The following is a 16,382-nucleotide window of genomic DNA, read 5'->3' as shown; positions in this document are numbered from 1 at the left end:
TTCGGAAATAAGCCGAAATTCTCCAAAAATTAAAGAACAATTTTCGAAAATTCCTTCTTATTTCTCGCAGTTAAACACTTCTGTCCCGACCTCTTGATACGATTCTACAATATTTATTTACTAACATTTAATAAAAAGCTTTTTTTCATCATATAATAAATAAAACGTATTAATGCCTTTTTTTGAGCTTAGTGATAAGGCTGTTAAAAATACTTATTACAAATTTAAATTCAGCTGTGCGATAAAATAAAATAACGAAGACTATTGCTCCAATAACAATTCCAGCTAAAGATCTCAATATAATACTTAAAAGAGTTGTAGCAGATATCAAACTAAATAATGGATAAGTAGCTAGAATACCTAATCCTAAGGCTATGCAATACTTTAAAGTGACAAACAAATACTTGCCAAATCTATCATGAATACCATATTTTAAGACTACATAAGGTTCATACCAAGAAACTGAGGTTAGAGAAGATAAGATAGTGGCTAAAATAACTCCAGCGATACCCATATCGAAAATTAATAAGAAAATTAAAGAAAATACGATGTTTAAAATGGACTCCACAACAGATTTCCATCTTTGAATCCAAGCTAAACCATATGCAGCTATGAATACTTGCGCAGAATTTCTAAAAACGCCAATAACAAAGTTTAAGATGATTAAAGTGAAAATGAAATTATCTAGTTGGTAAGAAGAGCCTACCCACCAAGATATGAATGGTTGTATAGATAAGAACATAACAATCGTTGCAAAATAAATCAGAATAAAATTTATAAAATAGTGTCTAAAAAATATTTCACGACCATTTTCTCTGTCATCTGAGACGGCTACGCTTCCAATGCTGGCTGTTATAGAATTAGTAAACTGGTTGAAAATACCTTTAATACTATTTACAATTAACACATAGTTGGAGTAACGTCCTACTGCAGCTAAATTAACAAATATGGAAATTAAGATATTATCTGTACTCAAAACAACGACAGAACCAATTTTATTAGAAAGATTTCCAATGGTATTTTGTTTTAAAATCTTAATAGTTTCTCTATCCAATTTTTTTATTTCTTGATATTGAAATACGTGTTTGTATCTTTTTTTTACTCGCAGAGAAATATCAATGTTTGAAATTACTGTACAAATAATTTGAATAAGTAAATAAAGTGCGTAATTGCCCGTTGTGTATAATACGAACACCTGAATAACTGTAGCGACAACTAAATAAGCAAACGTGTTAATCACATTGAGGTATCCAAGCTGATCTGCATTAAGCAATGAGCGGTTATAAGTAAAGAAATAGCTGAAAACGGAGTTGGCTAAAAATAATAAATATAAAAGCTGAATATTCGGGATACCTACATCTTTACCGACTATCACAGGTAAAAAAGGAATGAGTAAACAACCTATGATACCTATTGCTATACCGATTATATTGTATATTTTTTTATATAGATGCATTAAAGCTTTAATTGTTGCAGTATCCTCTTGTTGCAATGGTTTGTATAATGAGAAAATGATTGAGGTTCCAACACCTAATTCGGCTAATGACAACATACTAAGTATATTTGTAAATAAGCCGTTTAGTCCTAAGTATTCAATTCCTAAAAAGCGAATGAATATCGTTCTAGAAATAAACTGAATTCCTATGGTCAAAATAAATATTATTGTTGAGATGCTAGAATTAATAATAGAATATTCTAAACGTGATTTTTTTTGCATAATGTTCTGTTCTCCTTATTAAAATGGTTCTACTAAGATAAATAAAAACTTTATTCAGTTGCAATCATAACTTAATGAAGAAAGAATATCAATTCTCTAAGAGATTTTTTCGTAATATATTAATAATTGTTATTCGTTAAGGAACGATGTTTTATGGTTAAAAATATGATAAAATACAATAAATTAATCATTTTAGAAAGTAGGGACAAAAGTGGAATCATTCCTAATCACAGGCGGTGCCGGCTTTATCGGCTCAACCTTAGCAAATTATTATAGTAAAGACAATCAAGTTGTGGTCATTGATGATTTATCAATGGGCCAAACTGAAAATTTAAATGTATCTGAAAATATCACGTTCATTGAAGGTAGCGTGACTGATCAACAATTAATGGAAAAAGTACTGCGAGAGTATCAGTTCGATTACATTTTTCACTTAGCCGCGATTGCTAGTGTAGCAGACTCAGTAGCACGTCCAGTGGAAACACACCAAGTGAATTTTGAGAGTGTGTTACAATTACTGGAATTAATTCGGAAATACCAGAAAGATTTAAAACGTTTGGTGTTTGCTTCTTCTGCAGCGATTTATGGTGATGAGCCAACTTTACCAAAACAGGAAGAATCAGTAATTCGTCCATTAACGCCTTATGCAGTGGATAAATTTGCTTCTGAAAAATATGTTTTAAACTATTGTCATTTATATGATGTTCCAACAAGCGCTGTTCGCTTCTTTAACGTTTATGGGCCAAACCAAAATCCTAATTCGCCTTATTCTGGCGTTATTTCGATTGTGATGGACTCTTACAAACGCTTATTAGCCAATCAAGAAGTGACATTCAATATCTTTGGCGATGGAAAACAATCCCGTGATTTTGTCTTTGTTGAGGACGTGGTTCAAGCGTTGAATCTTGTCGCTCATTCTGACCAATCACTTGGGGAAGTGTATAATGTCGGAACAGGGAAAGCAACCGATTTAAATGAGTTAATTTCTTCTTTAAATGATATTATGAAAGTCACTTTGCCAGTTGAATACAAAGAAGCACGAGCTGGGGACATCAAAGATTCCTTAGCGGATATATCTAAATTACGTGCCATTGGTTATAAACCGAAATATAGTATTCAATCTGGTTTAGATAAATACGTTAATTATGAATTAAAAGATTAAGAGAATAAAAAGACGGATTTGAGACTAAATTGTTTATAAGACTTAGAGAGTAGGACATCAGTCGCTTTGATTGATGTCCTACTCTTTCTTTTCGTTTTTCCTATATTTGAACCCACCTCACTCCAATGGTACAATAAACAAGATTGGAGTGAGAGCATGACAGATATTATTGCACATCGAGGAAGTAAAGGCACCCATCCTGAAAATACGTGTATTGCTTTCAGAGAGGCTGTTCGTATTGGTGCTGAAGGAATTGAATTAGACGTTCACCTATCTAAAGATGGTTATTTAATCGTTATGCATGATGAAACGGTGGATCGTACGACAGATGGTCATGGTGAAATCCAACAGTTAACATTAAACGAATTAAAACAACTAGACGCTGGAAGCTGGTTTCAGAAAAATCCTTCTGTTCAATGTGTTCCAACATTGGAAGATGTTTTAAATTGTCTTGTAGAAGAACAATTCAATGGTTTTTTGAATATTGAACTTAAAACGGATATTATCCATTATGAAGGAATTGAGAAAAAAGTCGTCCAACAAATGAATCAAAAAAACTGGCCGTTTCGTTATTTATATTCCAGTTTTTATTTTCCAAGTTTAGTTAAATTAAAAAAAGCTGATCCTAAGACAGAAATTGCCTTTATTTATGAATCTGCAGAGGATTTAAGTCAAGCAGGACCGGCATTCGCGCTTGTCGATAGTTTACATCCAAAAATGTCTTGGATGTTGGCTCATGAAAAAGAACTTATCACAATTGGCAAACCGCTGCGGCCGTGGACTGTTAATCGGATGGAAGAAATGGAAAATTGTTTTCAGCTAAAATTGGCGGGTGTTCATACGGATTTTCCTGAAGAAGCAAAATTTGCTCGTCAAAATTGGCAAGAAGAAGGAGAAACATAATTGGAGAAAGTATTAGTTATTGTAGGACCCACTGCGGTGGGGAAAACAGCATTAAGTATTGCTTTAGCAAAAAAATTTAATGGTGAAATTATTAGCGGTGACTCCATGCAAGTTTATCGCTCGTTAGACATTGGCACCGCTAAAGTCACAGAAACAGAAAAAGAAGAGATTCCTCACCATTTAATTGATTGCCGTGAAGTCAGCGAAACATATTCTGCTGCTGATTTTCAGAAAGAGGGTCGTCAAAAAATCAAAGAAATTACTGAAAAAGGGAAACTACCAATTATCGTTGGAGGAACAGGTTTGTATATTCAATCACTCCTTTATGATTTTCAACTAGGAAGTCGTGAGATAGATGACTCGCCTGAAATTAGAGAAACGTACAATTTATTTGCGGAAGAAAAAGGGAATCAAGCCTTATGGCAGTTATTACAACAAAAGGATCCTCTAGCGGCTGACAGTATCCATTTTAATAATCGCAAAAAAGTCATTCGTGCGTTAGAGGTCTTTGATAAAACCGGTTATAGTATTTTGACCCCGAAGGAAAAACCAGCTCGTCTCTATGATTATTATTTATTAGGTTTGGAAACAGATCGCGCTTTATTGTATGAGCGTATTAATCAGCGGGTGGATCAAATGATGACAGAAGGACTGTTGGAAGAAGCAAAACAGATGTTTCAGCAACCACATGCACAAGCAGCTCAAGGTATTGGCTATAAAGAATTTTTCCCGTATTTTTCCGGTGAACAATCATTAGAGATGGCGGTTGAAACAGTCAAACAGCAATCGCGGCGATATGCCAAACGTCAATTGACTTGGTTTAGAAATCGAATGGCTGCGCATTGGTGGGATTTGGTTCAGCAGCCAACAGATTTGCCCAAGTTGGAAAAAGAAGTAGCGGAATGGCTACAACAGAAGGAGAGTGAGTAGGCGATGACCACTCATGAAAAAGTGATTCTAGTAGGAGTTGAGACGGAAAAAAATTATCAGACATTTTCTGCATCAATGGAAGAACTGGCGAATTTAACGGAAACCGCTAATGGAGAAGTGGTGTTTGTTTTAACACAAAAACGACCACAAGTCGATCGACAAACCGTAATTGGTAAGGGGAAATTGGAAGAATTAATTCAATTAACAGATGCCTATGAAGCGGATCTTGTGATTTTTAATCATGAGCTCACACCGCGTCAAAATCAACTGTTATCTGAAGCGTTAGCTGTGCGAGTAATTGATCGTGTACAATTAATTTTGGATATCTTTGCTTTGCGTGCGCGCTCCAAAGAAGGAAAGTTACAAGTTGAATTAGCACAATTGGATTATTTATTGCCTCGCTTGGCTGGGCAAGGAAAACAGTTGTCCCGACTTGGAGGAGGTATTGGGACGCGCGGGCCTGGTGAAACGAAATTAGAGTCGGACCGCCGACACATTCGGAATAAAATCTTAGGCATCCGTCGTGAGTTAAAAGAAGTCACTGCTCATCGTGAACGAAGCCGCCAGAAAAGACAAAATTCAGAACTATTTCAAATTGGCTTGATTGGTTATACCAATGCTGGCAAATCAACCATTCTCAACATGTTGACAACAGCAGGAACTTATTCAGAGGATCAATTGTTTGCAACGTTAGATCCTTTAACTAAAAAATGGCAATTGCCTCAAGGCATGGAAGTTACTCTGACCGATACGGTTGGCTTCATTCAAGATTTACCAACACAACTGATTGAAGCCTTTCAGTCGACATTGGAAGAAAGTCGGACGATGGATTTACTGCTCCATGTGGTGGATGCAAGTGCGCCAGATCGTTTACAACATGAACGCACAGTTCAAACATTGATTAAAGAATTAGCGTTGGAAAATATTCCATGCTTGACGGTTTATAATAAAAGAGATCAAGTGGACAGCAAAGAATTTGTCCCAACCTTATTTCCCAATGTATTGATCTCAACTAAAATTTCTGAAGATAAAGAACGACTGGTTCAAGCTATCCGTGCCCAAATGATGGAATTACTCGAGCCTTATCAATTAGAAATTAGCCCAACTGACGGACAACTATTAAGTGAACTTCGCCGGATGACACTAATGGTTTCAGAAGAATATGCTGAAAATGAAAATCGGTATATCGTGAAAGGATTTGCGAAAAAAGAGTCTAAATGGTTGGCTGAATCCGAAAAAGAATAAAAAATGGTAAGTTGATTAGAAATGATTTGTAAAAACAAATCATTTCTATTTTTTTGATTAGTAGGAGAAAATCAGCCGTGAAAAGATGGGAAAGTCCATATTTATCAGGTTTTTTGTTTTATGTTAGAAAATCTAACATAAGTTCTTGACAATTTGTCATTCTATTGTTATTCTAAGAAATAACTAAGAGAGGAGGATGGAGATGAGAGAAAAAGAGTTACGCCGTTCCATGTCAGTTTTTCCAATTGGTACAGTTATGAAACTAACGGATTTGACCGCTCGACAAATTCGCTACTATGAAGAACAGGGATTGATTCATCCAGAACGTAGTGAGGGCAACCGACGCATGTATTCTTTAAATGATATTGATGTTTTGTTAGAAATTAAAGATTATTTATCTGATGGATTGAACATGGCAGGGATTAAGCGTGTGTATGAAATGAAATTAGAGGAACAAAAAAACACCGCCGAGGCAACTCGTCCATTAACCGATGCAGATGTTCGTCAGATTTTATACGACGAAATTCTTTCGCAAGGAGGACTTACTCAGCAAAATCCGTTCCAATCGAATGTACCAAGGCTTTAACGTTTCAGCAGCCAATAAAAATGAAGGATGGGGATCAGACCGATGACAAGAAAAGCCAAAACGGCAGAAGAGATTAAACATATTGCAGAAGAAGAAAACGTACGTTTTTTACGACTAATGTTTACCGACATTATGGGAACAATTAAAAATGTTGAAGTTCCTGTGAGTCAGCTAGATAAAGTATTAGATAATAAAATGATGTTTGATGGGTCATCCATTGAAGGATTCGTTCGTATCGAAGAAAGTGACATGTATTTATACCCTGATCTATCTACATGGATGATTTTTCCGTGGGAAAGCGACCATGGAAAAGTTGCGCGCTTAATTTGTGATATTTACAATCCTGATGGTACCCCTTTTGCCGGAGATCCCCGCGGTAATTTAAAACGTGCCTTAGCAGATATGAAAGAATTAGGCTTTACTTCGTTTAACTTAGGACCAGAACCAGAATTTTTCCTATTTAAATTAGATGAGAATGGTGAAATTACCACTGACTTGAATGATAAAGGTGGCTATTTTGATTTTGCGCCAACCGATTTAGGTGAAAATTGTCGCCGTGATATTGTTTTAGAGTTAGAAAGTTTAGGCTTTGAAGTGGAAGCTTCGCATCATGAAGTAGCACCTGGTCAACATGAAATTGACTTTAAATATGCTGATGTAGTTGATGCTTGTGACAATATTCAAACGTTTAAGTTAGTTGTGAAAACTATTGCACGCAAACATGGTTTGCATGCAACATTCATGCCAAAACCTTTATTTGGAATTAATGGTTCTGGCATGCACTGCAATATGTCATTATTTAATGAAGAAGGTAATGTTTTTTATGACGAGTCAGGAGAGATGGGCTTAAGCCAAACTGCGTATCATTTCTTAGGTGGTTTATTAAAACATGCCCGTGCCTATACTGCGGTATGTAACCCAACAGTGAACTCTTATAAACGCTTGGTACCAGGTTATGAAGCACCTGTTTATGTAGCTTGGAGCGGCAGAAATCGTTCACCACTCATTCGAGTTCCTGAATCTCGTGGTTTATCGACTCGTTTAGAATTACGTTCTGTCGATCCTTCAGCGAATCCGTATTTAACAATGGCAGTCTTATTACAAGCAGGTTTGGATGGTATTCGTAATGAACTTACGCCACCGCCAGCAGTTGATCGTAATATTTATGTGATGAATGAGGAAGAACGTCAACATGCACAAATTGAAGATTTGCCATCAACCTTACACAATGCCATCAAAGAATTACGTAAAGATCAAGTAATGATTGATGCATTAGGTCGTCATATTTTTGCCAATTTTGTAGAAGCGAAACGAATGGAATGGGCAGCCTTCCGTCAAACCGTTTCTGAATGGGAAAGAGAACAATATTTGGAGTTGTACTAAAAGCCGTTACTTTTAATAATCTTAATGTTTAGAAAGAGGAAGATAAGTCGAAACGCTTATCTTCCTCTTTCGTTCTTTAGTTTGTGAATGAATAGATAATTTTTATTTCACAAAATAAAGTAATTTTAATTCAGTGAAATAGTTTGTTTATAGGGGAGAAAGGGGGTTTTTCTCAATTTCTCTTTTATTTTTAAGCAAAAAAATTGACAAAATCTTTCATAATTTGTGAAATTCCGCTATAATAAACAAGAATATGCGTGCAACTATTCTATTTTTTAGATATAAAGGATGAGAAAAACATGCGGAAAATGAAAACAATGGATGGGAATGCTGCAGCAGCTTATATTTCCTATGCTTTTACAGAATTAGCAGCCATTTATCCAATAACACCAAGTTCAACGATGGCTGAACTTGTTGATCAGTGGTCGGCCGAAGGTAAGAAAAATATCTTTGGTCAACCTGTGAAAGTAGTCGAAATGCAATCGGAAGCTGGTGCTGCCGGCGTGGTCCATGGCTCTTTAAAAACAGGCGCGCTTACCACGACCTATACGGCTTCACAAGGGTTACTTTTAATGATTCCTAATATGTACAAAATAGCTGGAGAACTATTACCATCTGTTTTTCATGTGGCGAGCCGAGCTATAACCACGAATGCTTTAAATATTTTTGGTGATCAAGGAGACGTAATGGCCGCACGCCAAACAGGCTTTGCTATGTTGTCAGAAAGCAGTGTGCAAGAAGTGATGGATTTGGCACCAGTGGCTCACTTGGCTTCGATTGAAGCGAGTGTTCCATTTATGAACTTTTTTGATGGCTTTAGAACAAGTCATGAAATTCAAAAAGTGGCAGTTCTTGACTATGAAGAATTAGCACCCTTAGTAAACCAAGAGAAATTAGCCGAATTTCGTCGTCGGAGCATGAACCCGAATCACCCTTCCGTTAGTGGAATGAACCAAAATCCAGATATTCACTTTCAACAACGAGAAACAATAAATCCTTATTATGAAAAATTACCTGGTATTGTTCAAAAATATATGACAGAAATTAATCGGTTACGGGGAACCAATTATGATTTAGTGACGTATTATGGCGCAGAAGATGCAGAAGAAGTGATCGTCACGATGGGTTCAGTTGCACAAACAATTGAACAGACGGTTGATTATTTACAAGAACAAGAAAGAAAAGTTGGCTTCCTTAATGTCCATCTTTATCGACCATTTCCAGTTGAAACATTTCTCGAAAAAATACCACAATCAGTTAAAGCAATTGCTGTTTTGGATCGGACGAAAGAGCCCGGCGCTGGTGGCGAACCGTTATTATTGGATGTCCAAAGTGCGATGTATGAAACGGATATTCGCCCGACGATTATTGGTGGGCGCTATGGTTTAGGTTCTAAAGATGTATTGCCAAATCAAATTGTTGCGGTTTTTGATGAATTAATGAAAGAACGTTCTGCCATGAAGAAGCGCTTTACAATTGGGATTGATGATGATTTAACTTATACTTCATTAGAAGTTGGCAAACCACTTGATTTGACGAATCCGAAAACCTATCAAGCTAAATTTTGGGGCTTTGGTTCTGATGGCACAGTAGGGGCGAACAAGTCAGCAATTAAGATTATCGGTGATCATACAGACAAGTATGCGCAAGGCTTTTTCTATTATGATTCAAAAAAATCAGGCGGGTTGACCGTTTCTCATTTACGTTTTGGCGAGACACCCATTCGCTCAACGTACCTCATTGAACATTCTGATTTTGTGGCTTGTCATACAGCCGCTTATTTGCATACCTATGATTTAGTAAAAGGGTTAAAAAAAGGCGGTACTTTCCTCTTAAATACCATTTGGAATGATGAACAACTAGCACGATTTTTACCAAATCAATTAAAACGGTATCTAGCTGAAAATGAGATTCAGTTTTATACAATCAATGCAGTGAAATTAGCTAGTGAAGTCGGACTAGGCGGGCGAATTAATACCGCGATGGAAACAGCTTTCTTCAAATTAGCGGAAATTATGCCTTTTGAGCAAGTGTTGCCAATTTTAAAAGACGAAGCATTGAAAAGTTATGGTCATAAGTCCATGAAAGTTGTCGAAAAAAATATTCAAGCAATCGATAAGACCGTTGAATTGTTGCATCAGGTACCTGTTCCAGCAGAGTGGAAAACGCTTGAAGTTCAACCGCGAAAACGTTCAGAAAATGTTAGTGATTTTGTTCATGAAATTGTTGAACCGATTAATCGTCAAGAAGGCAATGCGTTATCTGTTGCGACACTAGCGAAAAATGGGATGACAGATGGGCGGATGCCTTTGGGAACTGCGGCAGTTGAAAAACGTGGAGTTGCATTAGAAGTACCTGAGTGGATTAGCGATCGATGTACTATGTGTAATGAGTGTGCCTTTGTATGTCCTCATGCGGCGATACGACCATTCTTAGCCGATGAAGAAGAAATGACTGAAGCGCCAGAAGGATTCATTGTGCGTGATCTACGTGGTGCCGACGGCTTGAAATATCGTATCCAAGTCTCAGTCAAAGATTGTACTGGCTGTGGACTTTGTGTTGAAGCCTGTCCAGCTAAAGGCAAAGCTTTAGTAATGAAACCTTATGAAAAAGAAAAAGAGCAGGCTATGAACTGGGCGTTTGCTATGACGTTACGTCAAAAGGAAAACCCAGCAAAACCGAATACTGTTTTAGGTTCGCAATTTAATAAACCTTTATTAGAGTTTTCTGGTGCTTGTTCTGGTTGCGGCGAAACGCCTTATGTTAAATTATTGACGCAAATGTTTGGTGACCGAATGCTGATTGCTAATGCAACAGGTTGTTCATCGATTTGGGGTGCTGCAGCGGGTGTGACACCTTACACTACTAATGAACAAGGACAAGGTCCAGCTTGGTCAAATTCTCTTTTAGAGGATAATGCCGAGTTTGGTTATGGCATGTTGTTAGCAACGCAAGCCCGTCGCGAACGTTTGGCTAGTAAAATGACCAAAGCTTTTTCTGTAGCCAGTGACTCGTTGCGTCTATTGATGGAAGATTGGATAGCACATCTGTCCGAAAGTGAAGGTACGCAACAACGTGCAGCTAAATTACGTGCAGCTTTGCTTGAAGAAAAAACGAATCAACCTTTATTGGAAGCAATTTATGACGATCAAGATCTTTTTGTTAAACCAAGTCAGTGGATGATTGGTGGAGACGGCTGGGCTTACGATATTGGCTACGGCGGTATTGACCACGTGTTAGCTAGTGGCGCTGATGTGAATATGTTAGTTCTAGATAATGAAGTCTATTCCAATACAGGTGGCCAAACTTCCAAAGCAACTCCGGCATCAGCGATTGCGAAATTTGCTGCCAGTGGGAAATATGCCTCTAAAAAGGATTTAGGGATGATGGCAATGACTTATGAAAATGTCTATGTCGCTCAAATTGCCTCAGGTGCAAACCAAATGCAGACGATTAAAGCTTTTGAAGAAGCAGAAAAATTCCCTGGACCATCGATTATTATTGCTTATACACCATGTATTACACATGGTTTAGCAGGTGGGATGAGTCAAACGTTGAAAGAAGCGAAAGACGCAGTTCATTCAGGTTACTGGTCTTTATATCGCTATAATCCATTATTGCGAGAAAAGGGCAAAGAACCAATGACATTGGATTTCAAAAAACCAGATTTTTCATTAATGAAAGAGTTTATGCGCCAACAAGTTCGCTTTGCATCCTTAGAATCTAGTCAACCAGATACAGCGGAATTGTTATTTAATAAAACAATTAATGATGCTAAGAGACGGTTCTATAATTATGCTCGTTTAGCTGGTCAAGAAGAAAAAATTCGAGCAAAACTAGAAAAACAAAGTGAACCAGAAATAAATACGCCAGAGAACGAGAAGCCACGAGTGAAAAAAGAACGCGTAGTTGATCCGGAAGCGGAAGCAAGAAGGGCTGCCCGTCGCGCTGAACGAGCAGCCAAGAGAAAACAACGTGGGCAAGATTAAATAGAAATCAAAAAAACGTGTCTGAGCTTTTTGCTTAGACACGTTTTTTAGTTAGAAATGCGATTTTTTGATGAAAAATTTCAAGTTATTTGAAAAAGTTCCTAAATTTTTTTGATGTTTCCGCTTGCGTTCTGTGATGAAAGAAAATAATGTGGTATACTTGTTAGGAAATCTTGAGAGAGAAGTGAGGGGTATGATGTCGTTTCAATTGAATCAATTATTAGATTTGAATTATTGGCAGCAAGTCATCTCAACGGATTTCTTATCTAAGGATTTTGTTATCAATATCATAGATATCCTAGTCGTATGGTACCTCGTTTACAAATTAATCATGCTTGTTCGTGGAACAAAAGCAGTCCAACTATTAAAAGGTGTCGCTGTTTTTATCATTATCCGCATTCTAAGTGAGATAATTGGTCTACATACATTATCTTGGTTAATGAATCAAGTCATCATGTATGGTGTAATCGCCGCGGTTGTTATTTTTCAACCAGAAGTGCGAAGAGGGCTGGAACATCTAGGGAGAAGTTCGTTTTTCCGCCCGAATAAAGGTGCGCAACAAGAAGATGAGCGTATTATTCAGGCCTTTGACAAAGCCATTCAGTACATGTCAAAACGGAAAATTGGTGCTTTGATAACCATTGAACGCAATACCGGTTTAGATGAATACATTGAGACAGGTATTGATTTGGATGCCGATATTACTGGTGAATTACTGATTAATATTTTCATTCCAAATACACCACTACATGATGGTGCAGTGATTATCAAAAATGAAAAAATTGCTGTTGCTAGTGCGTATTTACCGCTATCAGAGAGCAATTTAATTCCAAAAGAATTTGGAACGCGCCATAGAGCCGCAGTCGGTATCAGTGAAGTCAGTGACGCCATTACGATTGTTGTTTCTGAAGAAACTGGTGACGTTAGTTTGACGTTGAACAATGAATTAATTCCTGGACTAACGCAAGAAGAGTATTTAACAATTTTGCGTAAGGAGTTAATTTCGGAATCATCGGAAGATAAAAAAAGTGCTTTGCAGCATTTTATCGATGATGTAACAAAGGGGGTTAAACGCAAATGAGAAAAGCCTCCCAAAAAAGCTGGTTTAATGGTTTGCTTTCATTGCTGTTTGCATTGTTGTTATTTTTTAATGCCAATGCAACAGGCAATAATCCCTCCAATTCAGGTTCAAGCCAAACGTATAGTGAGACACTGAATAATATTCCTGTCCAAGTCCAATACGATAAAGACAAATATTATGTCTCTGGATTTGAAGAGAGTGTAAATGTTCATTTACGTAGTGCGAACCGCATTCAATTAAACATGGAATCAAATGCTGACACACGAAATTTCCAAGTGGTCGCAGACTTAACCAAATTGCCATTAGGGACTTCGGAAGTACCCTTGACAGTTCGGGGACTAAGTTCAGCTGTTACAGCTGAAATTGAACCGAAAACAGTGACTGTAACGATTGAAAAGAGAGTAACAAAAAAATTCGATGTAGAAGCACAACTTTCTGATAACATTGAAAAAGAAGGCTACAAAGTAAAAAATATTTCTGTAGATCCAAAAACTGTAGAAGTAACAACTGGAGAAGAAACAGCGAAAGCAATTGACAAAGTGATTGCGCCAGTCTCAAGTGCCAAACAAACAATTGATACGATTAAACAAACGGTAAATGTCCAAGCGCTAGATGCCAAAGGTCAAGTCCTAAGTATCGAAAATCCAGCACCACAAGTCAAAGTAACAGTAGGCTTAACTGCGCCAACAAAAGATGTACCACTGAATGTTAGTATGACAGGTACGCCACCTGCTGGGATCGCTCATTACAATTATAGTTTATCAACGTACCAAGTTAGGGTCAGTGGTCCGCAATCAATTTTAGATACGCTAGAATCAATTGAGGTACCGGTAGATATTTCTGATATTCGCAAAGAAACAAAACAATCAGTGACTATTCCCGTTAATGGAGAATACGTAGTTACACCAGATGAGGTTGACGTTTCTTTGAGCCCCGTGTACAATCAACAACAGTCATCAAATACAAATGAAACTTCAGGGGAACCTGCAAGTTCAACAACGGCTGGCTCAGGTAGCCAAGCAGTACAACCAAGTACATCCAGTCAAGTAGAATCAAATACTTCTGAAACAACAAGTGAGGGATCAACAGTAGAAAGTACAACTGCTGGTTCAACTGAAAATACAGAGAATCAAGTGACTAAGGAGAATCAAAATGGGTAAATATTTTGGAACAGATGGTGTAAGAGGAATTGCAAATAAGGAGTTAACACCTGAATTAGCCTTTAAATTAGGGCGTTACGGTGGTTATGTGTTGAGTCAACATGAAGATAGTTCAAGAAAACCTCGTGTTCTCGTAGGCCGCGATACACGTATTTCAGGTGAGATGTTGGAACAAGCATTGATTGCTGGATTATTATCAGTCGGGATTGAAGTTTTCCAATTAGGGGTGATTTCAACACCTGGTGTAGCATATCTTACTCGTTTACAAAAAGCATCCGCTGGCGTAATGATTTCAGCTTCACATAATCCTGCGGAAGACAATGGGATTAAGTTTTTTGGGGCAGATGGCTTCAAATTAGTAGACGATCAAGAAGCAGAAATTGAAGCATTGTTAGACGCAGAAGAAGACACCTTACCAAGACCTTCTGCAGAAGGCTTAGGCTCATTAGATGAATTTCCAGAAGGCTTACTAAAATATTCGCAATTTTTAGTTCAAAGTATTCCTGGCGATTTAGCAGATATGACTGTTTGTTTAGATGCTGCCAACGGAGCAACTGCAACAGCAGTCAATCGTGTCTTCGCGGATTTAGAGACAGATTTCTATACAATGGGAACAAGTCCTAATGGATTGAATATCAATGATGGTGTGGGTTCCACTCATCCTGAAGCTTTGGCAGAAATGGTTGTTGAAAAAGGCGCAGATGCTGGTTTGGCTTTCGATGGCGACGGTGATAGAATTATTGCAGTCGATGAATTAGGACGAATTATCGATGGTGATAAAATCATGTATATTTGTGCCAAATATTTAGCTGAGAAAAAACGTTTGAAAAAAGATACAATCGTTACAACGGTGATGAGTAATCTAGGTTTCCATAAAGCTGTAGAAGAAATTGGCTTAAAAGATGTGGTAACGCAAGTGGGTGATCGTTATGTTGTAGAAGAAATGCGTAAAAATGATTACAATTTTGGTGGCGAACAATCTGGTCACATGATCTTTTTAGATTACAACACAACAGGTGATGGCATGCTTTCAGGGATTCAATTGTTGAATGTTATGAAGCAAACGGGCAAAAAATTATCTGAATTAGCGGATGAAGTGACGATTTATCCACAAAAATTAGTCAATATTCGTGTCACAGATAAAAATGGTGCAATGGAAGTTCCGGCAATCAAAGCAGTTGTCGAACAAGCAGAAGCAGAAATGAATGGCGAAGGTCGTATTTTAGTTCGTCCTTCTGGAACAGAACCATTGTTACGTGTGATGGCCGAAGCGCCAACACAAGAAAAAGTTGATTATTACGTTGATAAAATTGCTGAAGTAGTACGTGCAGAAATCGGCGTTGAATAAGAACAAATTAGAAACCAGACACTTAATGCTAGCTTGCGTTAAGTGTCTGGTTTCTTTGTTGGAAATCAAAAAAAGAAAATAGCTAATAAGCTCCGTCTATCATTGACATAGAGCGGTTAAAAGGGTACTATTTTAGAAGTAAGATGCACCGCGTATCTTCTTTTTTTATTTGATAAAATCAAGAAGGGAGCGGCTGTAAATCAATGGAGTTATAGAATGGAGGAGCGAAATGAAAGAAAAAATGTCCGTCAAGACAATTGTAGCAATTGGAATTGGCTCTGCAGTTTTTGTTATTTTAGGTCGATTCGTTGTAATTCCAACTGGGATTCCTAATACGAACTTAGAAACGTCGTATCCATTTCTTGCTTTAATGTCAGTTGTTTTTGGACCAGTAGCTGGAGGGCTAATTGGTTTGATCGGTCACACGTTAAAAGATTTTACCACGTATGGTAGCGCTTGGTGGAGCTGGATTATTTGTTCAGGAATTATTGGTATTATTTTTGGCTTCGCTGGTCGTAAAATGGATCTTCAACATGGTGAATTTACAACAAATGACATGGTGCGTTTCAATATTTTCCAAGCGTTTGGTAATATCGTCGTTTGGGGCTTAATCGCGCCTAGCTTGGATATTTTGATTTATAGTGAACCCGCAAGTAAAGTATTTACACAAGGCGTATTCGCGACTGTTTCAAATATTGTCGCTGTGGGGATTATTGGAACATTGTTGATGAAAGCTTATGCATCAACAAGAACAAAGAAAGGCAGTTTATCGAAAGATTAAGAAACTGTCGAAATAATTTAAATGGTTAAGGGTCTGCCCTAGTAATTACTTTGCTAATGCTCAGACCCTTTCTTTTATGGAGAAACTGAGGTGAGGC

General features: G+C 37.4%; 12 protein-coding genes. 11 read left to right on the top strand and 1 reads right to left on the bottom strand.

The window, feature by feature from the left end:
* Nucleotides 1-169: 169 nt before the first annotated feature.
* Nucleotides 170-1,717: an oligosaccharide flippase family protein gene (locus IGJ41_RS09230; RefSeq protein WP_002411414.1), complete on the bottom strand. Its 1,548-nt coding sequence runs from the start codon at nucleotides 1,715-1,717 to the stop codon at nucleotides 170-172.
* Between the two features lie 211 nt (nucleotides 1,718-1,928).
* On the opposite strand from IGJ41_RS09230, the gene IGJ41_RS09225 reads away from it, so the two are divergent.
* The 11 genes from IGJ41_RS09225 (at nucleotide 1,929) to IGJ41_RS09175 (ending at nucleotide 16,285) form a co-directional block, all read left to right on the top strand.
* A complete protein-coding gene (locus IGJ41_RS09225) occupies nucleotides 1,929-2,879 on the top strand; it encodes a GDP-mannose 4,6-dehydratase (protein WP_438714313.1) in 951 nt (316 codons plus the stop codon).
* Nucleotides 2,880-3,035: 156 nt separating this feature from the next.
* Complete coding sequence (locus IGJ41_RS09220) at nucleotides 3,036-3,782, top strand: glycerophosphodiester phosphodiesterase (protein WP_010816140.1); 747 nt, start codon at nucleotides 3,036-3,038, stop codon at nucleotides 3,780-3,782.
* A complete protein-coding gene (gene miaA, locus IGJ41_RS09215) occupies nucleotides 3,783-4,712 on the top strand; it encodes a tRNA (adenosine(37)-N6)-dimethylallyltransferase MiaA (RefSeq protein WP_002411411.1) in 930 nt (309 codons plus the stop codon). It begins immediately after the preceding gene.
* Between the two features lie 3 nt (nucleotides 4,713-4,715).
* Nucleotides 4,716-5,957 carry a GTPase HflX gene (hflX, locus tag IGJ41_RS09210; RefSeq protein ID WP_002411409.1) on the top strand — a complete coding sequence of 414 codons (1,242 nt, stop codon included), beginning with the start codon at nucleotides 4,716-4,718 and terminating at the stop codon, nucleotides 5,955-5,957.
* Nucleotides 5,958-6,159: 202 nt separating this feature from the next.
* A complete protein-coding gene (locus IGJ41_RS09205; RefSeq protein ID WP_002388239.1) occupies nucleotides 6,160-6,543 on the top strand; it encodes a MerR family transcriptional regulator in 384 nt (127 codons plus the stop codon).
* Nucleotides 6,544-6,585: 42 nt separating this feature from the next.
* Nucleotides 6,586-7,926, top strand: a complete 1,341-nt coding sequence (gene glnA / locus IGJ41_RS09200; RefSeq protein WP_002356929.1) for a type I glutamate--ammonia ligase — start codon at nucleotides 6,586-6,588, stop codon at nucleotides 7,924-7,926.
* Nucleotides 7,927-8,183: 257 nt separating this feature from the next.
* Entirely contained in the window at nucleotides 8,184-11,915 is a 3,732-nt protein-coding gene (gene nifJ / locus IGJ41_RS09195) for a pyruvate:ferredoxin (flavodoxin) oxidoreductase (protein ID WP_438714310.1), read from the top strand.
* Nucleotides 11,916-12,111: 196 nt separating this feature from the next.
* On the top strand, nucleotides 12,112-12,996 hold the full coding sequence (gene cdaA / locus IGJ41_RS09190; protein WP_002389035.1) for a diadenylate cyclase CdaA: 885 nt from the start codon (nucleotides 12,112-12,114) through the stop codon (nucleotides 12,994-12,996).
* Nucleotides 12,993-14,156: a CdaR family protein gene (locus IGJ41_RS09185; protein WP_002362088.1), complete on the top strand. Its 1,164-nt coding sequence runs from the start codon at nucleotides 12,993-12,995 to the stop codon at nucleotides 14,154-14,156. Before cdaA ends, IGJ41_RS09185 begins: the two co-directional genes overlap by 4 nt.
* Nucleotides 14,149-15,504, top strand: coding sequence for a phosphoglucosamine mutase (gene glmM, locus IGJ41_RS09180; protein WP_002356936.1), 1,356 nt, complete (start codon nucleotides 14,149-14,151; stop codon nucleotides 15,502-15,504). The genes IGJ41_RS09185 and glmM overlap by 8 nt, the downstream gene beginning before the upstream one ends.
* A 229-nt stretch (nucleotides 15,505-15,733) precedes the next feature.
* A complete protein-coding gene (locus IGJ41_RS09175; RefSeq protein WP_002356937.1) occupies nucleotides 15,734-16,285 on the top strand; it encodes an ECF-type riboflavin transporter substrate-binding protein in 552 nt (183 codons plus the stop codon).
* Nucleotides 16,286-16,382: the final 97 nt, after the last annotated feature.

It is taken from the genome of Enterococcus sp. DIV1537a, from assembly GCF_051712085.1.
Classification (GTDB): Bacteria; Bacillota; Bacilli; order Lactobacillales; family Enterococcaceae; genus Enterococcus; species Enterococcus faecalis.
This window is presented reverse-complemented; position numbering and strand designations above follow the sequence as displayed.

Bases quoted from the DNA above. Each gene is read 5' to 3' on its own strand.
- hflX (WP_002411409.1), top strand. From the start codon at position 4,716: ATGACCACTCATGAAAAAGTGATTCTAGTAGGAGTTGAGACGGAAAAA.
- IGJ41_RS09205 (WP_002388239.1), top strand. From the start codon at position 6,160: ATGAGAGAAAAAGAGTTACGCCGTTCCATGTCAGTTTTTCCAATTGGT.
- cdaA (WP_002389035.1), top strand. From the start codon at position 12,112: ATGTCGTTTCAATTGAATCAATTATTAGATTTGAATTATTGGCAGCAA.
- IGJ41_RS09220 (WP_010816140.1), top strand. From the start codon at position 3,036: ATGACAGATATTATTGCACATCGAGGAAGTAAAGGCACCCATCCTGAA.
- IGJ41_RS09185 (WP_002362088.1), top strand. From the start codon at position 12,993: ATGAGAAAAGCCTCCCAAAAAAGCTGGTTTAATGGTTTGCTTTCATTG.
- glnA (WP_002356929.1), top strand. From the start codon at position 6,586: ATGACAAGAAAAGCCAAAACGGCAGAAGAGATTAAACATATTGCAGAA.
- IGJ41_RS09175 (WP_002356937.1), top strand. From the start codon at position 15,734: ATGAAAGAAAAAATGTCCGTCAAGACAATTGTAGCAATTGGAATTGGC.
- glmM (WP_002356936.1), top strand. From the start codon at position 14,149: ATGGGTAAATATTTTGGAACAGATGGTGTAAGAGGAATTGCAAATAAG.
- IGJ41_RS09230 (WP_002411414.1), bottom strand. From the start codon at position 1,717: ATGCAAAAAAAATCACGTTTAGAATATTCTATTATTAATTCTAGCATC.